The following is a 20,056-nucleotide window of genomic DNA, read 5'->3' as shown; positions in this document are numbered from 1 at the left end:
CTAAAGTCAAGATTACAACATTTAGAAAGAGGGTTGCCATGTCATCGCATTCAGAGGTTGCCCTCCGCCTGTTGGAGGAGGACATCGAGCCCGACGTCGCTGGTGCCATCGACCTGCCGGCCGCCCGGTCCGCGGTGGCTGACCTGCTCCGCGCACTCGGCCGCGATGTGAATGATCCGCACCTCAGCGACACCCCGCGCAGGGTGGCGGGCGCCTTCGAGGAGATGCTCACCCCGCGCGCCACGTCATGGACCACCTTTCCCAACGACGAGGGGTACAGCGACCTGGTGCTCGTACGGAACATCCCGTTCAACTCGCTGTGCCAGCACCACCTGCTGCCGTTCCGGGGAATCGCACATATCGGGTACCTGCCGGGTGCGCGGTTGCTCGGGCTGTCCAAGCTGGCCCGCGCCCTGGAGCAGTTCTCCCGCGATCTCCAGGTCCAGGAACGGCTCACCAAGCAGGTTGCGGACTGGCTCTCAGACCTGCTGAATCCGCGCGGCGTCGGCGTGGTGCTCGAAGCCGAGCACCTGTGCATGTCCCTGCGCGGCGTCCAGAGCGCGGGCACCACTACCCGGACCTCAACGTTCTACGGCGAGCTTGCCGTTGCCGGCCCGCTGCGGGACCAGTTCCCCAACTGAAAACCCTCCCGAGGAAGAGAGAACTTCTCATGGACAGCAACCAGGCAATGGTGATCGTCGGCGCGGGGCTGGCGGGAGCGACGGCGGCGGCCACCCTGAGGGAGGAAGGCTACGCCGGTCCCGTGGTCCTGCTGGGGGCGGAAGGCCAGGTGCCCTACCTGCGCCCGCCGCTGTCGAAAGGATTCCTCGCGGGCAAGGAGAGCGAGGAATCGCTCCTGCCCTACCCGGAGCAGTGGTTCCGGGAGAACGACGTCGAACTCCTCACCTCGGATGCCGCGGTCAGCATCGATCCGGCCTCGCACACCGTTGCCCTCGCCGGCGGCCGCTCGTTTCGGTACGGCAAGCTGCTCCTCGCCACCGGGGCCGTTCCCCGGCGGCTGGACATTCCCGGCGCGGAGGTCGAGGGAGTGCACTATTTCCGCACAAAGACCGATAGCCAGTGGCTGCATTCCGAGCTCGCCGGCGGCGGGAAAAAGCTGGTGCTCATTGGCTCGGGGTGGATCGGCATGGAGATCGCGGCAACAGCACGGGAACTGGGAAACGAGGTCACCCTGCTGGGACGCGAGGACATTCCGCTCAGTGCAGCCATCGGACGCGACCTCGGGGAGGTTTTCCTTGACCGCCATCTGGAAGCCGGCGTCCGGTTCAGGCTCCCGTCTGAGGCTGCGGAAATCCGGGGCGACGGCGCAGGGCGCGTCACCGCCGTCGTCACCGATACCGGGGAGACGCTGCCCGCGGACCTCGTGGTCATCGCGGTGGGTGTGCTGCCGCAGACGGCCCTGGCAGAGTCGGCCGGGCTGACCGTCACCAACGGAATCCAGGTTGATTCGGCCCTGCGCACCAGCGCCGAGGACATCTTCGCGGCCGGCGATGTAGCCAACGTGCTGCATCCGGTCACCCGCCGGTACACCCGCAGCGAGCACTGGGCCAACGCCATTGCCGGCGGCAAGGTGGCCGCCAGGTCGATGCTCGGACAGGACGCCGCGCTGGACGACATCCCCTACTTCTACACCGACCAGTTTGACCTCGGGATGGAGTACTCCGGGTACGGCGCACTTACCGCAGACGCCGACCTGGTGGTGCGCGGCAGTCTTGAGAGCCGCGAGTTCATCGCGTTCTGGCTTCTGAAGGAACGGGTGGTGGCCGGCATGAACGTGAATGTGTGGGACGTCCAGGAGGACATCCAGGAGCTCATCCGGAGCGAAAGGACAGTGGACCGGAAAGCCCTCGCGGACCCCGAACGCGCTCTGCGCTCCCTCTAGCCTTCTTACCCTGACGCCGCCAACGGGCCAGATGTCCGTCCCGGAAGGAGCCCGAGGGGGTCGGCTGTGCGGTTAGGTGCGAAGACCCTTTTCCAGCCTGAAGGCGACGGCGGCCGCAATGGCCCCGGCCGCAGCGACGCCGGCGGCAATCGCCCAGCCCACGCTGTCGTCGTAGGCGGCAAACAACAGGCCGAACACCAGCGGAGCCACGGTTCCGCCCACGTACGTTCCCGTCTGGGTAATGCCGGTGGCCTGTGCGGTGAAGGGGTGCGCGGTATGGGAGACCACGTAGTGCACCAGGCCGTTCCAGCCCCACCCGAGGCCGAAGGCAACGACGGCGCCGATTCCATACGCGAGCGGATTACCGGACGCCATGCCGATCAGGCCCAGGCAGCCGGCGCCGATCATCAGGGCGACGGTGGCCATGGATCCGCCGATCCCGCGGTCGGCGAGGACGCCCACCAGCGGCCGGGCGAGGATGCCGGCGGCGCTTGCGCCACCCAGCAGCAGGCCGGCGGCGGCGGGATTGAATCCGGTTTCGACGGCGGAAGCCACGGTGAACGCGCCGACCACGTTCGCCTGACCGGAGCCCAGGGCGCCGGCGACGGCGGTGGCGAAGAGGAACGGGCGAAGCCGTTTGGGCAGTGGGGCGCGGGGCGCGCGGCCGGCTTTCGTCGCCGTCGTGGGTGCCCGGCGCGGCAGGCCGCGGAGGAGGATGGGAACCAGTGCGACGGCGAGAAGCGCGGTCGCTGCGAAGGTCCACTGCCAGCCGATGGTGAGCGCGAAGATGGGCACCGAGAGACCGGCGGTGAGCGTGGCGGTGGGGATGGCGGCCTGCTTCAGCCCGAATGAGAAGGCGCGGTTACGGGGGCCCACCTGGTCCACAATGAGGCCGTTGGAGAGCGGATGGCTCAGTGCGTTGGCGGCGCCGGCGATGCTGAGCCAGAGAATGAGGAACGGCCAATGCGGCGTGAAGACCGCGATGCCGACCATGGCCGTGAAGCCGAGGCCGACGGTGAGCAGCATGCCGCGGCGGAGCCCCAGCGCGCTGGCGATGAAGCCGGCGGGCGCCGACAGGAGCGCGGACACCGCCCAGAAGGACGCAACGCACAGGCCAAGGGCCGCGGCCGTCATCCCGAGGTCACCCTCGAGCTGGACGGCGAGTCCGCCCACCAGGAACGCGGGGAGGACGGCCACCACGGTGGTCAGGGCCGCGATGCCGGTGGCCCGCTGGCCTGGGTGTTTCTGGTTCACTGGTTCGCCGCCGTCGTTGATTGCCTCACTGAACGAGTTTAGGACGCGTGCGCATCGGTTTGTGCCGGGAGCGGGCGGCCGCCGCTGCGGACATGAGACAGCAGACCACCGGCGGCGAGGACGGCACGCTCGCCCGGCGAGAAGTCCAGCGTGAGCGTCACCGGTGTGCCGCCGTCGGCCGTGGCTGTGACGGAGGTGGCACCGTTCGCCACGGCCTCACGCAGTCCCTCGATCATCCAGCGCTGCCCGACGGCAGCGTCGGCGTCCGCGGCAATCAGGGCCGGCACAATGCCGGCGGCGATCAGGTTCCGGCGGTGGATCCGCGCATAGCTGCGCGCCGCCACCAGGCGGATGCCCAGAAAGAGCGGGATCAGCGCCGCATGTTCGCGTGAGGAACCTTGCCCGTAATTTTCGCCGCCGACGATGACGCCGCCGCCCTCTGTGCGGGCGCGGTCGTGGAACTGCGGATCCAGCCGATTGAACATGAACCGGGCGCAGGCCTCGATGTTGGACCAGACTGACATGGCGATGGCCCCGTCGGGTGCCATGTCACCGGTGGAGATGTCGTCCCCGACGACGATGAGCACCGGAGCGTCGAGATCGGCCGGGAGGGGTTCCGGCTGGGGCGGCGGGACGAGGTTTGGGCCGCGCTCGATCTCGATGCCGCTGCGCACGGAGGCGGGCAGCACCCCCGCGATGTGCACGTCGTGGACTCCGGGATTCGGGGCGGCGGCAGGGCGCAGCTCACCGAGGCTGACCGTGGAGGCATCGACGATGGCGCCTTCCAGCGCGCTGGCCGCCGCCGTCGACGGCGAACACAGGTAGACGCTGTCCGCCGCCGTGCCGCTGCGGCCGGGAAAGTTGCGGTTGAACGTGCGCAGGGACGCCTGCCCCGCGGTCGGCGCCTGTCCGATGCCGACACAGGGTCCGCAGACCGGCTCCAGCATGCGGGCACCGGCCTCCATCAGGTCACCGTAGACACCGGACGCGATGATGGTCTGGAGGATCTGCCGGGAACCCGGCGTGACCGTGAGCTGAACGGCGGGGTGGACGGTGTGGCCCTTGAGGATGGCGGCGACCGTCGCGAGATCCTCATACGAGCTGTTGACCGAGGAGCCGACGCAGACCTGGACCACCTCGGTCCGCGGCAGTTCCGAGACGGCGACGACGTTCCCGGGGGAGTGCGGCACGGCCACCAGCGGCACCAGCGATGAGAGGTCAATTTGTTCGACGTCGTCGTACGCGGCGCCGTCATCTGCGGCCAGCGGCGTGAACTCGTCCTCCCGCTGCTGTGCGCGCAGCCAGCCACGCGTCTGCTCGTCGGAGGGGAAGACGGCCGTGGCGGCACCGGTTTCGATGATCATGTTGCAGATCGTCGCCCGCGCCGAGACGGTCAGGGACGCCACTCCGTCGCCGTGGAACTCGAACACCTTCCCGCGCCCGCCGCGCACGTCGTGGCGGCGCAGGAGCTCCAGCACCACGTCCTTCGCCTCGGTGATGGAGCCCAGTTCCCCGGTCAGTTCCACACCGACGACGGCGGGGCACACGAAGTCGAAGCCGTAGCCGGCCATGGCAACGGCCACCTCCAGACCACCGGCTCCCAGCGCGAACATGCCGAGCGCTCCGGCTGTTGAGGTGTGGGAGTCGGCGCCGACCAGCACCCCGCCGGGCCGGGCGAAGTGCTCAAGATGGATGTAGTGCGAGATCCCGTGCCCGGCGGGAGAGTACCGCAGGCCGTAACGCGCCGAGAAGGTCCGCAGGTAGTGATGGTCCTGCATGTTCTTGTCATCGATCTGCAGGACGTTGTGGTCGACGTACATGACGGCCAGCGGAACGGCCACGGACTCGACACCGAGCATCTCGAACTGCATTGCGGTCATCGTCCCCGTGGCGTCTTCGATGAGGATCTGGTCCACGGCGATAGTGATGTCGGTGCCGGGTGTCAGCTCACCCGAAACAAGGTGGCTCGCGAGGAGCTTCTGGGTCAGGTTCTGGGTCATGGGAATCCTCCGGGGCTGGACAGACAACTGCGGCCCGTCCTTTTCAGAACGGGCCGCAGCGGTGGTGGACTATTCGACGAACTCGTTGGTGTAGGTTTCCTCGAGGTTGATCTCGGCATCGCCGACCTCGGGGTTCGCCACCCGCTGGGTCTTCAGGACCGCTTCCACGCCTGCCTCGGTGAAGACGCCGTCCGTGCTGAGAGCCGGCTTCATTTCCTCGATGACCTTGGCGTACTGTTCGGGATCGCCGCCGGCGAACGATTCGGGCATTTCTGCGGCGATCTCCTCACCGGAGTGGTCGGCGATGAACTGCAGCGTCTTCTTGATGGCGTTGGCCAGCTTCTGCGCGGACTCAGGGTTCTCCTCAAGCCATGCGGACGTGGCGTACAGGCTCGACGACGGCCAGGCGTCGGTACCGAAGACTTCCTGCAGTCCCTCCGGGGTGCGGACATCCTCGATGATGGTCGGTTCCGTGCCCAGGCGCTTGCCGAGGACGGTGACGTCCGGCTCGAGCATGACGGCGGCGTCCACCTGGCCCTGCTCGACGGCGGCGACGGCGGAGGAGCCGGCTCCGATAGCGGACACCGCGGCGTCGTCGAGCGCCATTCCGTTCTCGGAGAGCAGGTACTTCACGAACATGTCCGTGGAGGAGCCCGGGGAGGTCACGCCCACGTTCTTGCCCTTGAGGTCAGCCACGGACTTGATGGTGTCCTTGTTCTTCTCAGCAACCACGAGGACCAGCCCGGAGGAGAGGTTCATGTTGACGAACCCCTTGATCGGCTGGTTTTTGGCCTGCATCTGGATGGTGTGCTCGTAGTAGCCGCTGGTGACGTCGGTGCTGCCGCCGATCATCGCCGTCAGCGCCTTCGAGCCGCCCTGGAGGTCCTGGAGATCGACGTCGAGGCCCTCTTCCTCGTAGTAGCCCAGTTCCTGGGCAAGCGTGGTGGGCAGGTAGGTGAGCAGGGTCTGGCCTCCGACGCCGATGGTGACGGTCTCGCCGCCGGCCTCGCCGCCGCCGTCGTTCCCTTCCTGCCCCGGAGGTGCGGACTGTGGGGCGCCGCACGCAGACAGGGCAAGGGCAAGACCGGCGACGACGGCGAGGGGCTTGGTGAGGGATGTGCGGCGACCTTGCCGGCGGGTGGAGCTGAACATGGAAGTCCCTTTCGGACGGATGGGCTGGGTGAGGAAGGAGGTTAGGAGGCCTGCTGCGGCGGGCGCCAGCGCAGGAGGTGGCGTTCAACGCGGTTGACGCCCAGATCGATGATGAGCACCACGAACATGAGGATGAACATGCCGGCGAAGACGCCTTCGGTGTCGAACACGCCCTGGGCCTGGGCGATGGCGTAGCCGACACCGGCGGACGCGCCGAGGTATTCACCGACCACCGCACCGGTGATGGCGAAACCGACGCTGATGTGGAGGCTGGAGAAAATCCACGTCAGGGCGCTGGGGATGAAGACGTGGCGGAGGAGCTGCTTTTCGGAGGCTCCGAGCATCTTGGCGTTGTCCACCAGGACTCGGTCCACGCTCTTGACGCCTTCGAGGGTGTTGAAGAAGACAATGAAGAACACCAGGGTGAAGCCGAAGGCCACCTTCGACCAGATGCCGAGACCGAACCAGAGCAGGAAGATAGGCGCCAGCACAACGCGGGGGAGCGCGTTGAACATCTGCAGGAACGGGTCGAAGAGCCGTTCGAGAAGGCGTACCCGGGCAAGGAGGAAGCCGAGGATCAGGCCGGCTGCGGCGCCGGTGATGAATGCGAGGATGGCCTCCTGCAGGGTGACCCACAGGTGCGGGAACACAAAGCCGGTGGAGATCCAGACCCACACGGTGTCCAGGATGTCGGAGGGGAGCGGGAAGAAGAACGGGTCAATGACACCGATCCGGCACAGGAGCTCCCAGGATCCCAGCACGCCCACGGCGAGCGCCAGCTGTCCCATCCGGATGGAGAAGTTCGACGTCTCGGCCCGCTTGCGCCGGGGCTTCTGCGCCGCGGCGGGGCTGATGTTCTTCTCAACGTTTTTCGATGCTGGTGCCACGGTCATGCTGCGTCGCTCTCTTCTTCTTCCCGGGCGGATTCATAGGTTCTGGAGACTTCAACCTTCAGGCGGCCCCAGATCTCGCGGTGGAGGTCCACGAACTTGGGGTCGTCGCGGATGTCGAGGAGGTCGCGGGGGCGCGGAATGTCGATGTCGTAGCTGCCGACGACGGTGCTGCCCGGTCCCGCACCGAGGATGATCACCTCGTCGGAGAGGGCAATGGCCTCATCCAGGTCATGGGTGATGAAGACGACTGCCTTGTTCGATTCCTGCCAGAGCTCAAGGAGTTCGTTCTCCATGATCTGCCGGGTCTGGACGTCGAGGGCGGAGAACGGCTCGTCCATGAGCAGGATGTCCGGGTTGACGATCCAGGCCTGCGCCACGGCGGTGCGCTTGCGCATGCCGCCGGAAAGCTGGTGCGGATACCGGTCGGCGAAGTTCTTCAGGCCCACCTTCTCGAGCCAGCGGCGGGACTCGTCATAGGCCTCGGCCTTGGAGACGCCGGCCATGGTGAGGCCCAGGCTGACGTTGTCGATGACCGACTTCCAGGGCAGCAGCGCGTCCTGCTGGAACATGTAGGAGGCCCGCCGGTTCACGCCGTCAACGGGCTGGCCAAAACTATGGACAGTGCCCGACGACGGATTGAGCAGTCCCGCTGCCATGTTCAGGATGGTGGACTTGCCGGAGCCGGTAGGGCCGACGATTGAGACGAACCGCCCGGGCTCCACCTTGAGGTCGATATCCCGCACGGCGAAGTAGGACCCGCCGCCCGGGGTGACGAACTCCTTGGTGCAGCCGTTCAGTTCAACGGCGTACTCGGTCTGTGCAGGATGCGTCATTGCTCATCTCCTGAAAGCCACAACGCTCATTCCGCGGAACCACATTGTGGGTTGTTCTTCATGATGTGGTTTGAATAGTACACAGTAATGTGCGTCACACTCAAGCGCTACGTGACTGCGGTTTTTCTTAGCCTGCGGCGTCAGCCTTCTGATATGGGCCGGTCAGCCCAGCGGACGCTCCATGACGAAGTCAGTCTCGACGTTGCGTCCCAGCTGGAAGGTCTTGGCGCCGACGCGGGTGAATCCGTGCTTCTCGTAGAAGCGGACGGCGCGGGCGTTCCGGTCATTGGTGCCCAACCAGATACCCGCTGCCTCAGTGCCCTGGGCGGCGATCTCCAGGGACGCCTCCATCAGGTGCGAGGACGAGCCCTGCCCATGCTGTGACGGATGGACGTAGAACTTGCTGAGTTCGATTGTGGGGAAGATGGACAGCGTGGAGCGGACCTGTTCGTCCTTCGGGAATCCTTTGGCGAGCATGCTCCAGGCGAGGAGGTGCCCGTTTTCCCGCAGGCACAGCAGGATCTTGTCCAGATCTGCGATGTGCTGGGTGAACCGCTCCTCGGACAACTCGGTGGCGACGAAGTGCGCAATGTCGTCCGGATGGGAAGTCGGCGGGCAGGCGAGCGGGAAGGTGACGGCCGCCAGGGAGGCAAGGGGGCCGGCGTCGTTCGCGGTGGCATGGTCAATAACAACGGTCACGGAAGTCAGGTTAGCGCCGATTCGCCTCTTCGGGCACCGGCTGGTGCGTAATAAGCGGTGCCGTTCAGCTGGAGGCGGGCGACACCGCGTGGCCGAGGATATGCGCAACCGGCGGCACCAGCGGCTGGACCGAGAAACCGAAACGCTTGGTGTCGCGGACTTCGAAGCCGGCCGCCACGATTGATTCCAGCGTGTCCCGGTTCGGGTGGCAGCCCCCTGCCGCACGGTGCCACAGGGGTGTCAGCAGATCCTCGAGGGCGGCAAGCACCGTGCGGTCGGAGCGGACGTGCTCGTAGAAGGCCAGAACGCCGCCCGGGCGCAACACCCTGCGGGCCTCGGCCAGCGCCACGGACTGATCTGAAACGCTGCACAGCACGAGGCTCGCGACCACAGCATCGGCGCTCCCGTCAGCGGCTGGAATCTCCTCGGCCGTTCCGGCGACCACCCGAACGGGAACCGGCGCGGAGGAAGCCCGGCTCCGGGCGAGGGACCTGAGGTGGTCATCGGGCTCGACTGCCAGGACCTCGGTGACCATAGCCGGGTAGTGGCTAAAATTCGATCCGTCACCGGCTCCGATCTCGACCACCCTGCCGTTCAGCCCGTGAAGCAGTGCACGGCGGTGTTCGGTGGCGCCCCTGATGTTCATTCCCTCCACGGCACGCGCATACGCGCGGGCAAAGCGGGGATGCTGGAGGTCTGCAGGTCCCCGGTCGGGATCGGGATCGGTCACGGGCGCAAACAGCCCTGGACGCTAGAAGTTGTCAATGAAAGCGCCGGCTGCGGGCAGGGCATATTTCGGCTGGCGTGAGTCGGACCGTCTGGCGACGAAGATCCAGGTGACGGTGTCGCCGTCGTGGGCGGGCAGGACGCTGCCCTGGGCAATGTAGCGCCGGTCGGCTTCCCTGCCGGCGGGCGCCCACCAGCCGTCCACGGGGCAGTGTTCGCCGGTTCGGGCCTCGCGGGTCTTGTGCGTGCCGGTGCCCTGCACGTGATGGTGCGGGTGGTGCTTCTTCATCGCTGATCTGACTCCGTTGTCGGTTCGGGCGGGGTGGAACTACTGAAATTCTAGGACGCCGGGTCTGTCCAGTCGCTGTGCGAATGCCCAGGCCCGGCGGCGGGTTTTGTGCTGGACTTCATTCGGGCCGGCGTCGCTTCGGCGGTCGCGGAACCCTCTTAGAGCTCCGGCACGCAGGGTCCCGCGCCGAGCTTTGCGAGGCCTGCCAGGTCTCCCTCGGCGAGGTGGATCTGTCCGGTGTTCTCCTCATGCATCAGCTGCGTTGGGTCCTGCACGTGGTCCAGCCCCAGCACGTGGGCGAGCTCGTGGATCACGATGGCCCTGACATGTTCCCGCCCGCCCTCGAATTCGAGGATCTGGACCATGGCCGGTGCATCCAGCATGACCTGCCCGGCCACCAGGACAAGGGGTTTGTCGGGCCGCTGCGCGATCTCGCTGCCGCCGAGGCCTGCGGTGTCTCCGGCCAGTTCGGGAATTTCGGACGGGCTGGTCCAGGTGATCAGGACCGGTGCCCAGCGTTTGCCGTAGCGGTCTGGCTGGTAGGAGTCCCGTTCCCCGGGGCTCGGTGGTTCGCTGGTGGGCCCGTCGAAAACGAAGGTGAGCCCGGTTGCCGCAGACACCTCGGCGACAGCCTCCTGCACGATGCCCTCCGTACCCGCGGGTGCGTTGTCCGGCCGCACGACGTAGTGGACCGGACGGCACGGGTCATACGCCACGAATTCCTGCTGCAGGTTGGGGTAGTCGAACAGCGCGTATTGGGCTGAACCGGTTGACGGCGGCGGAGTGCCCAGCGGGACCGTGGATGCTTCCACTCCGCGCGGGGGAACGTTGGACCAGGGGAGGAGCGGGAGAACGTCGGGGAAGATGTCCCGTTCAAAGACGGTCGGCGTGAGATACAGCGCGACGACGAACACAACCAACGCAGCGGTGCGGACTCGCAGTTTTCGCACCGCTGACTGCCCACGACGACGACGGCGCCCTCCTCCCGCCGGATTGCCGCCTCCCCGGAGACCGCCCGCCCGGTTGCTGCCTGCCCGGTTGTCTCCGGGCCATCGGCCGCCGGTTTCGGTCCGGTAGGCGCGCAGTTGTTCGTTGAGTGCTTCCTCCAGTGCCCACTGCGGGACGCGTCCCGAGCCGGATTGCCTCATACCGGGCGGCTGTCCCACCGGCGGCTGAGAACCTCCGGACGGGTTGTCATCCCGTTGGAACCACTCGCGGTCCAGTACCCCCATGGTGTCCAGCTAGTCCTCTCGCGCAGATGTTCTCGGAACAGCATCGCTCATGCGTGCCCGGGAGCTGCCGATTTGTGCCAAACCTGCCGAAAAGTTTCAGGAAGGCGGCACCACCGGTATTCGCCGGACGCTGAATAGGTAGCCACTGCCGTCGTCGTCCTCGTAGCGTTGCGGGCAGCACACCCAGTGAACGAGAACCCCATGAGAAGGAGCGGTCATGTCGCGAGTTGCCATTATTGGAGGCCACGGAAAAGTGGCGCTGCACCTGTCCCGGATGCTGTCCGGCGCCGGACACCAGGTGAGTTCGATCATCCGCAATCCCGACCATGCGGCGGACGTCGAGAGCGCGGGTGCGCAGCCGGTTGTCGCGGATGTAACGAAGCTGTCGGTTGGCGAGTTGGCCGACGTCGTGCGCGGGCATGACGCGGTGGTGTGGTCGGCCGGCGCGGCGGGAAGCAGCCCGGAGGACACGTACGCGATCGACAGGGACGCGGCGATCCGGTCCATGGACGCCGCGAAGGAGGCGGGCGTGGACCGCTACGTGATGGTCTCCTACATCGGTGCCCGGAAGGACCACGGTGTCTCACCGGAGACCGGGTTCTTCCACTACGCCGAGGCGAAGGCTGCAGCGGACGAGTACCTGCGCGGCACCGATCTTGCGTGGACCATCCTCGGACCGGGCGCACTCACCACGGATCCGGGCATCGGTGCAATCGAGGTATCGCCGGAGCCGCAGCAGGATTCGGTGGCCCGTGAAGACGTGGCACAGGTGGCGGCTGCAGTGCTGAGCAACCCGGGGACGGTGGGGAAGTTCATCCAGTTCAACAGCGGCGAGACGCCGATCGCGGAGGCCGTCGAGGTGGTGTAACGCCTACACCCGAGACGGAATCTGCCCAGCGGCTCGTGGAACTCGGTGGGCAGGATACGTTCCTGCCCACCGAGCGAATAGACCCAGTGGGCGGGCGCGTTCTCTCGGCATCGGTGATAGCTATTCGGCGGGTGCGGTTTCCTCCCCGTTCCCGTTGTCGTTCCGGTAGTCCGCCAGCACGAGGATCGGGAGGTGGTCCGATGCACCGCGCGGCAGGGTCTCCACCCGGTCGATTTCCAGCCCACGCGAGGTGGCAAAGTCGAAGTGCCCGCGGAACACCATTCCACGCGTGTAGGTCCGGCGGTCGCTCAGCGAGAGATCGTAGCCGGATTCGGTCATGTGCGCGGTGAGCTTCTGCGTGAAGAACGGGTAGTTGAAATCGCCGACCATGAGGGTTGCGAGGCCGTCGCCCATGCTCAGCAGTTCGGCGTGCGCGGCGTCGATCTGATGCCGTCGCAGCGAGTTCGACGCCGTCAGGGGAGCGGCGTGGAAGGAACCGGCCACCAGCGTGCGCTCAGTCTCGAGATCGAGGAACTTCACGCCGATCAACCGCTCGTGCGCGGGCGAGAGCACACGGTCATGGAGCGACTTCTTGAGCGAGAACGCGTCGGCCCGGACCATGTCGAACCGCTCGCGGCTGTAGTACATCGCCAGTCCCAGCCGGTTTTCCTTGGTGACGGTGGCCATCTGGAGGTTACCGACGACGTCGGGAAGGTCAGACGCATCGCACTCCTGCAGGCACAGCAGATCCACCTTGTAGTACTGCACCAGGGATTCCAGCTCTCCACTGGCTTTGTGCTCGCGAAGGTTGTAGCTGATTGTGCGTATCAGGGCCGTACTCCTTTGGCGATGGAGGGCAGAAGCACGTTCAGTTTAGACACTCCTGCGCAGGGAAGCGGAGGATGAGTCGAAGAGGATGACCTGCCGGATGGCATTCCCTTCCGCGAGCTGGTCCATCGCCTCGTTGATGTCATCGAGTGAAATATGGGAGGAGATCAGCGCCTCGACGGGCAGTTTCCCTTCCCGCCACAGCTGCGCATACCGCGGGATGTCCCGCTCCGGGACCGCCGAGCCGAGGTAGCTGCCCACGATGGTCCGCGCCTCAGCGGTGAGACCGAGCGGTGCGATCGACGCCCGGGCATCCGGTGACGGCAGCCCGACCGTTACCGTGGTTCCGCCGACCCCGGTGAGCTGCACGGCGGTTTCGAAAGCCCGGGCATTCCCGGCGGCCTCGATGACCACCGGCGCCTTGACGCCCTGGTCGAGTGCTTCCTGCGGGGTGTAGACGGCGGTGGCGCCCAACTCCTTCGCTGCTTCCAGCTTGGCGGGTACGGCGTCCACTCCGATCACGTCGCCCTTCCCGAGCGACAGAGCCGTGATCAGCGCAGCCATGCCAACGCCGCCCAGCCCGACCACCACCACAGCATCACCATCCTGCGGCTTGCCGGTGTTGATGACGGCGCCGCCGCCGGTGAGGACAGCGCAGCCCAGGACGGCGGCGATTTCCGGTGGGACGTCGTCGTCGATCCTCACCACGGACTTGCGGTTGACCACCGCGTGGGTGGCGAACCCGGAGACGCCGAGGTGGTGCCGGATGTCCTCACCATTGCGGTGGAGGCGCTGACCGCCGTCGAGCAGCACGCCCTCATTGTTGGCGGCCGAACCCACGGTGCAGGGTAGCAGCCCGTCGGTCCCGCAGTTCCTGCACTCGCCGCAGCGCGGCAGGAACGCCATGACCACCCGGTCGCCGATGGAGAGCCCGACGACGCCGTCCCCCAACTGCTCCACGCGGCCGGCCGCCTCGTGGCCCAAAAGCATGGGGACGGGCCGGATCCGGTTGCCGTCCACTACGGAGAGGTCCGAGTGGCAGAGCCCAGCGGCCTCGATCCGGACGAGGATTTCACCGGGGCCGGGCCCGTCCAGCTCCACTTCACCGATGCTGATGGGCCGGGAATCCGCGTAGGGGCGTTGCCGGCCGATTTCCTCGAGGACTGCTCCGGTGATCTTCATGTAGGCCTTCGTTCTGTGGACCGCTGGTGGTTGCTGAGGTTGCGGTTCAGGCGGGGTTTTTCAGGGGTGTTTCAGGTGCTGGCAGCAAGGCGCCGGCGCAGCTCTGCGGCAGCACCGCCGTCGTCGTCGTTATTCGGTGCGGGTAGAGGTCCGCGCCCCCACAACCACAGCAGCAGATCGTGCGGCTCTCCGGAGATGATGGTACTGGCTGCGCTGCGTGCCTCGCGGGAAACTTCGCGGGAAATTTCGACGTCGGTCGGCAGCAGACGGACGAACCAGGTGTGTCCGCCGCTTTCGAGGACCAGGTCTCCCGTGGTGCCCTCCGGCGCAGTATCCGTTCCCCGGGCGGCCCGTCCGCGCTCAAACATGACGGTGAGGATCTCATCGATGCCGTCGACCGCGAGCTCTGGGTCGATGGGCTGCGGATCAGCGAGGGCCGCTTCGATGTCGTAGCGGTGGATTGCGGTCTCATGGGTGAGGCGGCGGATCCAGAACCCGACAGTCTGGTCCTCTGCAACCCAGGACTCTGCCGGGTCCGAGGACTCGTGCGAGTTGAACTCGCTGGTCAGCCGCCGGTAGCAGGTTTCCAGCATCCGGGCCGGACCGAGCTGCCGGACTTCCTCTGGAACCCAGTCCCTGTGGTTTGACGCCGGTGCGGATGGTCTCGGCCTTCTGCAGGTAGACCAGTGCGGTGTGCCGTGCCAGCTGTTCGATGTCCCACTCCGGGCAGGCCGGAACACGGGTGCCCGGATCCGCGGTCGTGGTCAGCTTCAGCAACCGCGCGAAGTCCTGGGCCATCAGCTCCCGGTAGCGGTCATAGGGGAGTGCGTAGGGGTAGTCGGGTTTCATCGGGCTCCTTTCGCCAGTTCCTTTACCTCACCGGCGAGGACGGCGTCCAGCAGTTCCCGGACGTTTGCGAACACGTACCTGGCGCCGGCGTCGCGCAGTTCAGCTTCGCTGGTGCCGCCCGTGGTGACCGCGATGGTGGGGATGCCGAGCTTGTTCGCGGTGACGACGTCCCAGACGGCGTCACCGACAAATACGGCGTCCTCGGCCTTGAGATCGGCTGCCTTTAGGGCCGCTTCGAGGATGTCCGGGGCAGGTTTGCTGATGCCCGTGTCGGTGGCATTGGTGGCGCCGGAGATGGCGCTGTCCGCGTCGATTACTTTTCGCAGGACGGCGAGCTCTTCTTCGGACGCGGAGGTGGCGAGCACGACGGCGAGGCCGGCGTCGGCGCAGTGCTGGAGCAGGTCGCGGGCGCCGTCGAACGGGCGGAGCGCGGGCCATTGGGCGGAGAAGAGTGCGCCGTGGGTGTCCTCAAGCGACTCGTCCTGGTCCTTGTCCCGGTCCTCGCCGAGGAGGTGCTCGATCAGGGTGCTGCCGCCCATGCCGATGGTGCGGTGGATGGACGCCATGGGGACGTCGTGGCCGTAGCGGCGGAAGGCCTGCCACCACGCCAGGGTGTGCAGGTAATTGGTGTCCACGAGTGTGCCGTCAACGTCGAAAAGGACGCCGCGCGCCCCGCCGTCGTACTTTTCTGTCATGGTGCCGCCTCGGTGGGTCCGTTGTGGAATAGGATGTGCTGCATCACGGGGGTATCGGCGGTAACTCACCAACAGGATCCCGGACTATCCACCTTGTCTCAGAAGGAAACCCATGTCGAGTTACTCCAGCCAGTCACGTACCCCTTATCCCAGCGAACAGCCCTTCGCCGCGACCCCTTCCCGGAAGTCGCCGGCCATGAGTTTTGCCGGGCCCGGCCATGAGGGGAAGCGTGCTGCGCAGCTTTCACTCGCTTACGGTGTGCTCGGGATGTTCCTGTTCTGGTTCGTCTTCGGTCCCATGGCCATCAGCTCCGCAAACAAGGCCGAACGGATGGGCGAATCAGCCGCCGGAGGCCGTCTGCTGGGCTGGGTGGCTATCATCCTCGGGGTGCTGAGCATCCTGATGGTGATCGGCTTCTTCCTGATGTTTGCGGCGGGTCTGTCGACGGCGTTCGAGAACGGGATTCCGGTTTAACGAGGTTTAGCGTTCGGTCACCAGCGCTTTTTTCCCGGCCAGGAGAACGTCCCGGTCCAGTCCGACGGCATCCGTCAGTGCGAGTTCGATATTTTGCCGAAGCAGCGGTACAGCGGCGGCTCCGACCCGGGCTACTAATGCAGCCCATAGGTCCCGTACGGTGCTGCAGCTCTGGACTGCGCCCGTTGCAGAGCGAAGAGTCCAGGCGTCCCCGGCCACCTGGATGGTTGGCAGCCCGGGAACAGCTGTGCAGAGGGCATTGATTGTCTGTGCGACGATGTGCTGGGAACGCAGGGTACGCACCGGTCCCAGCACATCGTCGGCGACCACAGTCCGGCCGCATGCACCACACATGCCGGGCTTCCTAAGGCATCACGTCGCCGGAATTGGGTCCCAGCGTCTGGCCGACGTAGAGGTTCCCTCCCGGGTCACTTGCCAGGAGGAGCGCCGTCGGCGCCACCTCCGCCGGTGTGCCGAAGCGGCCCAACGGCAGCTCCTGCATTTTCGCGCGCTTCCAATCAGCTGAAATCCCCTCGACCAGGGGAGTCTCGATTGGACCCGGCGCGATCGAATTGACCAGGACATTGTGCGGAGCGAGCTCCAACGCAAGCGACTTGGTCAATCCGATCACTCCGGCCTTGGCAGCGCTGTAATGGCTCAGCCCGGTGCCTCCCTTGATGCCCAGCTGTGAGGAAATGTTGATGATCCTTCCCCACCCCGCCTGCTGCATGTCCGGCACCACCTCACGGCAGCACAGGAAGATGCCGGTGAGATCGACGGCGAGAGTCTCGTTCCACATCGCCAGCGACATGTCGCGCAGCGGCGACTCCGTGAGCAGGCCGGCGCTGTTGACGAGGATGTCGATGGGGCCGAGCTTCTCCCGTGCTTCAGCGAAGGCGGCGCGGACGCTCGATTCATCCGAGACGTCGACGGCGATTGTGTCCGGTCCCGGTGCCCGGTCCAGCACCACTACGCGATCCCCGTTTGCCGCGAAGGCTTCGACAATAGCCGCGCCGATCCCGCTGCCGCCACCGGTGACGACGACGGCGCGCCCGCCTGAGCCTGCTGGCCCTCCGCTCATATTCTGTCCTTTCGTTCAGCCGCTTTGATCGCCATGGTCAGGCCCGCATCTTGACAGTGAGTCCACCGTCGACAATCAGGGACTGGCCGGTGATGTACACGGAGTCCTCGGAGGTGAGGAAGCCGATGACGCTGGCAACCTCTTCCGGTCGGCCGACACGACCCCAGGGGATGTCCTGTCCCGCCCGCTTGAGGCCCTCCGGCCCCAGGGAATTGACCGGGTCGAGCGACTGCGGCGTTTCGATGAGCCCCGGAATGACCGCATTCGCGCGGATCTTCCGGGGACCGAGCTCTACGGCCACGCTCCGGACCAGGCCCAGCACGCCGGCCTTCGCGGCCGCGTAGTGGGCGTGTTCCTCCCAGCCATACACGCCGCCGGCGATCGAGGACACCGCCACCATGGCACCGCCGTCGCTCATCCGGGCGGCGCCGGACCGCAAGGTGCGCAGCACGCCGGTGAGGTCGACGTCGAGCATGTCGGTCCACTTCTCATCGGTGAGTGAATCCAGGGCCGCGTTGCGGAGAATGCCGGCGTTGGCGATGGCGTAGTCCAGCCGTCCGAATGATGACAGCGATTCCTCGGCGAAGGATTCCACCGAGTCGGTGCTGCGGACATCGACTTCCTTGATGACCGCCTTGCCGCCCGCGTCCTCAACCAGCTTGAGGGTTTCTTCCGGATCATGCGGGTCACCGGGGAATGTTCCGATGACTACGTGCACGCCCCGCGCTGCGTAGTGTGCGCTGAGTGCCCGGCCTATGCCGCTTGCGGCGCCGGTGATGATTGCGGCTCTGGCGTCAGGCATTGGGATCCTCGAGGAGTTCGCGGGGGATGGGCTTCGCAGCCATCATGAGGAGGCCGGAAACCAGTGTTCCCAATGCGCCCACCCAGAGGGCAGCGGCAGTGGTCCCAGCCGCGGCCGTCACCAGCGTGAAGAGCGCTCCGCCCAGGATGATGCCGGGCTGGCTCATGGCTCCGATGAAGGCCAGGCCCGTGGCGCGGCAACTGACGGGGTAGCACTCGGCCATGAAGTACTGGATCGCGGCGTAGGGGCCGACGAGGAAGAACAGCCCGGTTCCGTAGCTCAGGATGATCAGGGTGGGGGTCGATGCGATAGGGCTGAGCATGACGGCGAAGGAGATGCCCGAGATGATCCAGCCGATGATGATGGTCTTCTTGCGTCCGATGACGTCACCGAACCAGCCGTGGAACACATAGCCGAAGTAGGCCAGTGCGTTGATCACGATCAGCATCCAGAACGCGTCGGCGAGTTCAACACCACGAGAGTTCACCAGCACCGACGAGCCCAGGATGCTGAACACCATAATGCCGAAGAAGTTGACGATCCAGGCGAGTGAGAAAACGATGGTGTTCCGGCGAAGTCCCGGTTCCCAGATGCGCTTCAGGGGCGCCGTCGAGGAGTGCTGCACTCCAAAGGAACCGGCGAGAGCGTGCGCTTCATCGACGCGGCCGCTCTTTTCCAGCGCAGTCAGCTTCTCGTGAAGCTCGAACTGGGGTGTTTCCTTGAGCTTCTTGGAAATCAGCCAGACGGTGATGGCGGCCGGGATGGCTGCCATGATGTACAGCGCGCGCCATCCCAGTGAGGGCAGGAAGGCGAAGGCGAGCGCGCTGGCGAGCAGGAAGCCGAGCGGCCAGCCACCCTGGATGAACGAGTAGTAGAAGCCGGGACGCTTGCGCTTCTTGGTGTCCTCGGTGACCTGGTAGACCTCGTTCATGTAGGTGGCGTTGACAGCCTGCTCAGAGAATCCAAGCCCGCCGAAGGAGCGGACGAAAACCAGGAGTGCGTTGCTGAAGAAGCCGAGCGTCGCGGGAATGGCTGCGGTCACAGCAGAAACGAGCGCCGTGCCGCCGACCGTCACCATCATGCCCTTGCGGCGTCCAAGCCGGTCGATCACGGGTCCCACACCGAAGCAGACGATGGCCGTGCCGACGGCAATCCAGGTGTTGACCGCGTAGGCCTCGGTTTCAGTCCACCCGAACTCCTCCTGCATGGCCGGAAGCAGGGTGCCGAACAGGCCGTAGTCGAAGACGGCGATAGTCCACGCCAGCAGAGCGAGCCAGGTGGCAATCGTGGTGTTCTTCTTGCTGAAGACCGGCAGCTTCCGCTGCTCGCCATCCCTCGGCGTTGAGAGATTGATCTGATCAGTTGAGATGCTCATGTCTAGCTTGCCTTTCGGGGATTGCGGGCGAGGAAAGAGTCGGCGATCTGGTCGAAGTTCATCCAGCTCACGCCGTCGTGGCTGTTGATGTGCTCGATGAGGCGCTCCAGCATGAGGAGAACCTGCGGGCGGCCGGACACATCGGGGTGGATGGTCATGGTGAAGGTCGCCTGATCCATTTCGCGGTAGACCCAGTCGAACTGGTCCCGCCACATCTGCTCGATGTCACGCGGGCTCACAAACCCGTGGGAGTTGGGCGCGGCCTTGATGAACATCATGGGAGGGAGATCATCGAGGTACCAGTTGGCGGGTATCTCCACGAGGTCGGTCTCTTCACCGCGCACCAGGGGCTTCATCCAGGACTCGGCGGGCTGGGTGTAGTCGATTTTGGTCCAGCTGTCGCCGACGCGGACGTAGTAGGGCTCGAAGTCGCGGTGCATAAGCGAGTGGTCATACTTGATGCCCCGCTCCAGGAGGATCTCGTTGGTGACGTTGGAGAACTCCCACCAGGGCGCTACGTAACCGGTGGGCCGCTTGCCGGAGACCTTGTCGATCAGCTCGATGGAGCGGTCGAGAATGGCCGTTTCCTGCTCGCGGGTCATGGCGATCGGGTTCTCGTGGGAGTATCCGTGCACGCCGATCTCCTGGCCGGCATCAACGATCATCCGGGTGAGGTCCGGGAACGTCTCGATCGAATGGCCCGGTACAAACCAGGTTGAAGGAAGGCTGTACTTTTCGAAGAGGCGCAGCAGCCGCGGGCCGCCTACCTCGCCGCTGAAGAGGCCTCTGGAGATATCGCACGGCGAGTCCTCGCCTCCATAAGAACCGAGCATGCCGGCAACGGCATCCACGTCGACCCCGAAGGCTACCTGAATTTCCTTACTCATAATCCACCTCTCATGGACGGTTACTGCTGTCTT

General features: G+C 65.8%; 22 protein-coding genes. 4 read left to right on the top strand and 18 right to left on the bottom strand.

The features are described 5' to 3' along the window. Positions 1–38 precede the first annotated feature (38 nt). Positions 39–641: a GTP cyclohydrolase I gene (gene folE, locus BLS52_RS07530; RefSeq protein ID WP_090585608.1), complete on the top strand. Its 603-nt coding sequence runs from the start codon at positions 39–41 to the stop codon at positions 639–641. Positions 642–670: 29 nt separating this feature from the next. Continuing rightward, the gene (locus BLS52_RS07525; RefSeq protein ID WP_090585607.1) at positions 671–1,903 is read left to right on the top strand and encodes an NAD(P)/FAD-dependent oxidoreductase; all 1,233 of its coding nucleotides are present in this window, start codon (positions 671–673) and stop codon (positions 1,901–1,903) included. Between the two features lie 72 nt (positions 1,904–1,975). Here BLS52_RS07525 and BLS52_RS07520 read toward each other — a convergent pair whose 3' ends face one another. From BLS52_RS07520 to BLS52_RS07480, 9 genes are all read right to left on the bottom strand, one after another. Next, on the bottom strand, positions 1,976–3,157 hold the full coding sequence (locus tag BLS52_RS07520; protein ID WP_175460111.1) for an MFS transporter: 1,182 nt from the start codon (positions 3,155–3,157) through the stop codon (positions 1,976–1,978). 38 nt (positions 3,158–3,195) lie between these two features. Then, a complete protein-coding gene (locus BLS52_RS07515) occupies positions 3,196–5,157 on the bottom strand; it encodes an aconitate hydratase (protein ID WP_090585604.1) in 1,962 nt (653 codons plus the stop codon). A gap of 69 nt (positions 5,158–5,226) precedes the next feature. Further along, a complete protein-coding gene (locus BLS52_RS07510) occupies positions 5,227–6,309 on the bottom strand; it encodes an ABC transporter substrate-binding protein (RefSeq protein ID WP_090585602.1) in 1,083 nt (360 codons plus the stop codon). 41 nt (positions 6,310–6,350) lie between these two features. Then, positions 6,351–7,202, bottom strand: coding sequence for an ABC transporter permease (locus BLS52_RS07505; RefSeq protein WP_216699039.1), 852 nt, complete (start codon positions 7,200–7,202; stop codon positions 6,351–6,353). Then, complete coding sequence (locus tag BLS52_RS07500) at positions 7,199–8,035, bottom strand: ABC transporter ATP-binding protein (RefSeq protein ID WP_090585601.1); 837 nt, start codon at positions 8,033–8,035, stop codon at positions 7,199–7,201. Before BLS52_RS07500 ends, BLS52_RS07505 begins: the two co-directional genes overlap by 4 nt. 162 nt (positions 8,036–8,197) lie before the next feature. Further along, positions 8,198–8,734, bottom strand: coding sequence for a GNAT family N-acetyltransferase (locus tag BLS52_RS07495; RefSeq protein WP_245702749.1), 537 nt, complete (start codon positions 8,732–8,734; stop codon positions 8,198–8,200). A 64-nt stretch (positions 8,735–8,798) separates the two neighbouring features. Beyond that, positions 8,799–9,464 (bottom strand): class I SAM-dependent methyltransferase, encoded by a 666-nt coding sequence (locus BLS52_RS07490; RefSeq protein ID WP_245702748.1) that lies wholly within the window; start codon positions 9,462–9,464, stop codon positions 8,799–8,801. Between the two features lie 21 nt (positions 9,465–9,485). After that, on the bottom strand, positions 9,486–9,749 hold the full coding sequence (locus BLS52_RS07485; protein WP_090585599.1) for a hypothetical protein: 264 nt from the start codon (positions 9,747–9,749) through the stop codon (positions 9,486–9,488). 158 nt (positions 9,750–9,907) lie between these two features. After that, a complete protein-coding gene (locus BLS52_RS07480) occupies positions 9,908–10,981 on the bottom strand; it encodes a matrixin family metalloprotease (protein ID WP_139186237.1) in 1,074 nt (357 codons plus the stop codon). A gap of 217 nt (positions 10,982–11,198) precedes the next feature. Between BLS52_RS07480 and BLS52_RS07475 the strand changes: the two genes are divergently transcribed. Next, the gene (locus BLS52_RS07475; protein WP_026544564.1) at positions 11,199–11,849 is read left to right on the top strand and encodes an SDR family oxidoreductase; all 651 of its coding nucleotides are present in this window, start codon (positions 11,199–11,201) and stop codon (positions 11,847–11,849) included. A 120-nt stretch (positions 11,850–11,969) separates the two neighbouring features. Here BLS52_RS07475 and BLS52_RS07470 read toward each other — a convergent pair whose 3' ends face one another. From BLS52_RS07470 to BLS52_RS07455, 4 genes are all read right to left on the bottom strand, one after another. Next, the gene (locus tag BLS52_RS07470) at positions 11,970–12,677 is read right to left on the bottom strand and encodes an endonuclease/exonuclease/phosphatase family protein (RefSeq protein ID WP_090585598.1); all 708 of its coding nucleotides are present in this window, start codon (positions 12,675–12,677) and stop codon (positions 11,970–11,972) included. A 45-nt stretch (positions 12,678–12,722) separates the two neighbouring features. Further along, entirely contained in the window at positions 12,723–13,859 is a 1,137-nt protein-coding gene (locus BLS52_RS07465) for an alcohol dehydrogenase catalytic domain-containing protein (RefSeq protein WP_090585596.1), read from the bottom strand. 71 nt (positions 13,860–13,930) lie between these two features. Beyond that, positions 13,931–14,599, bottom strand: a complete 669-nt coding sequence (locus BLS52_RS07460) for a maleylpyruvate isomerase family mycothiol-dependent enzyme (protein WP_175460110.1) — start codon at positions 14,597–14,599, stop codon at positions 13,931–13,933. A gap of 105 nt (positions 14,600–14,704) precedes the next feature. Beyond that, positions 14,705–15,403: an HAD family hydrolase gene (locus tag BLS52_RS07455; RefSeq protein WP_090585593.1), complete on the bottom strand. Its 699-nt coding sequence runs from the start codon at positions 15,401–15,403 to the stop codon at positions 14,705–14,707. Between the two features lie 112 nt (positions 15,404–15,515). On the opposite strand from BLS52_RS07455, the gene BLS52_RS07450 reads away from it, so the two are divergent. Continuing rightward, the gene (locus BLS52_RS07450; protein ID WP_090585591.1) at positions 15,516–15,878 is read left to right on the top strand and encodes a hypothetical protein; all 363 of its coding nucleotides are present in this window, start codon (positions 15,516–15,518) and stop codon (positions 15,876–15,878) included. Positions 15,879–15,884: 6 nt separating this feature from the next. On the opposite strand, the gene BLS52_RS07445 is transcribed toward BLS52_RS07450, so the two are convergent. From BLS52_RS07445 to BLS52_RS07425, 5 genes are read right to left on the bottom strand one after another with little or no spacing between them, the layout of a single operon-like run. Then, on the bottom strand, positions 15,885–16,232 hold the full coding sequence (locus BLS52_RS07445; RefSeq protein WP_139186236.1) for a hypothetical protein: 348 nt from the start codon (positions 16,230–16,232) through the stop codon (positions 15,885–15,887). A gap of 10 nt (positions 16,233–16,242) precedes the next feature. Continuing rightward, positions 16,243–16,959 (bottom strand): SDR family NAD(P)-dependent oxidoreductase, encoded by a 717-nt coding sequence (locus BLS52_RS07440; protein ID WP_090585588.1) that lies wholly within the window; start codon positions 16,957–16,959, stop codon positions 16,243–16,245. 37 nt (positions 16,960–16,996) lie between these two features. Next, positions 16,997–17,761: an SDR family NAD(P)-dependent oxidoreductase gene (locus tag BLS52_RS07435; RefSeq protein ID WP_090585586.1), complete on the bottom strand. Its 765-nt coding sequence runs from the start codon at positions 17,759–17,761 to the stop codon at positions 16,997–16,999. Beyond that, positions 17,754–19,136, bottom strand: coding sequence for an MFS transporter (locus BLS52_RS07430; protein ID WP_090585584.1), 1,383 nt, complete (start codon positions 19,134–19,136; stop codon positions 17,754–17,756). The genes BLS52_RS07435 and BLS52_RS07430 overlap by 8 nt, the downstream gene beginning before the upstream one ends. Before the next feature lie 2 nt (positions 19,137–19,138). Beyond that, entirely contained in the window at positions 19,139–20,023 is an 885-nt protein-coding gene (locus BLS52_RS07425) for a polysaccharide deacetylase family protein (RefSeq protein WP_026544554.1), read from the bottom strand. Positions 20,024–20,056: the final 33 nt, after the last annotated feature.

Source organism: Arthrobacter subterraneus, from assembly GCF_900099735.1.
Classification (GTDB): domain Bacteria; phylum Actinomycetota; class Actinomycetes; order Actinomycetales; family Micrococcaceae; genus Arthrobacter_D; species Arthrobacter_D subterraneus.
Note: the sequence above shows the minus strand (reverse complement) of the source record. Positions and strands in the feature narration are given on the sequence as shown.

Bases quoted from the DNA above. Each gene is read 5' to 3' on its own strand.
- folE (WP_090585608.1), top strand. From the start codon at position 39: ATGTCATCGCATTCAGAGGTTGCCCTCCGCCTGTTGGAGGAGGACATC.
- BLS52_RS07525 (WP_090585607.1), top strand. From the start codon at position 671: ATGGACAGCAACCAGGCAATGGTGATCGTCGGCGCGGGGCTGGCGGGA.
- BLS52_RS07515 (WP_090585604.1), bottom strand. From the start codon at position 5,157: ATGACCCAGAACCTGACCCAGAAGCTCCTCGCGAGCCACCTTGTTTCG.
- BLS52_RS07510 (WP_090585602.1), bottom strand. From the start codon at position 6,309: ATGTTCAGCTCCACCCGCCGGCAAGGTCGCCGCACATCCCTCACCAAG.
- BLS52_RS07505 (WP_216699039.1), bottom strand. From the start codon at position 7,202: ATGACCGTGGCACCAGCATCGAAAAACGTTGAGAAGAACATCAGCCCC.
- BLS52_RS07500 (WP_090585601.1), bottom strand. From the start codon at position 8,035: ATGACGCATCCTGCACAGACCGAGTACGCCGTTGAACTGAACGGCTGC.
- BLS52_RS07485 (WP_090585599.1), bottom strand. From the start codon at position 9,749: ATGAAGAAGCACCACCCGCACCATCACGTGCAGGGCACCGGCACGCAC.
- BLS52_RS07480 (WP_139186237.1), bottom strand. From the start codon at position 10,981: ATGGGGGTACTGGACCGCGAGTGGTTCCAACGGGATGACAACCCGTCC.
- BLS52_RS07475 (WP_026544564.1), top strand. From the start codon at position 11,199: ATGTCGCGAGTTGCCATTATTGGAGGCCACGGAAAAGTGGCGCTGCAC.
- BLS52_RS07465 (WP_090585596.1), bottom strand. From the start codon at position 13,859: ATGAAGATCACCGGAGCAGTCCTCGAGGAAATCGGCCGGCAACGCCCC.
- BLS52_RS07455 (WP_090585593.1), bottom strand. From the start codon at position 15,403: ATGACAGAAAAGTACGACGGCGGGGCGCGCGGCGTCCTTTTCGACGTT.
- BLS52_RS07450 (WP_090585591.1), top strand. From the start codon at position 15,516: ATGTCGAGTTACTCCAGCCAGTCACGTACCCCTTATCCCAGCGAACAG.
- BLS52_RS07445 (WP_139186236.1), bottom strand. From the start codon at position 16,232: ATGTGTGGTGCATGCGGCCGGACTGTGGTCGCCGACGATGTGCTGGGA.
- BLS52_RS07440 (WP_090585588.1), bottom strand. From the start codon at position 16,959: ATGAGCGGAGGGCCAGCAGGCTCAGGCGGGCGCGCCGTCGTCGTCACC.
- BLS52_RS07435 (WP_090585586.1), bottom strand. From the start codon at position 17,761: ATGCCTGACGCCAGAGCCGCAATCATCACCGGCGCCGCAAGCGGCATA.
- BLS52_RS07430 (WP_090585584.1), bottom strand. From the start codon at position 19,136: ATGAGCATCTCAACTGATCAGATCAATCTCTCAACGCCGAGGGATGGC.
- BLS52_RS07425 (WP_026544554.1), bottom strand. From the start codon at position 20,023: ATGAGTAAGGAAATTCAGGTAGCCTTCGGGGTCGACGTGGATGCCGTT.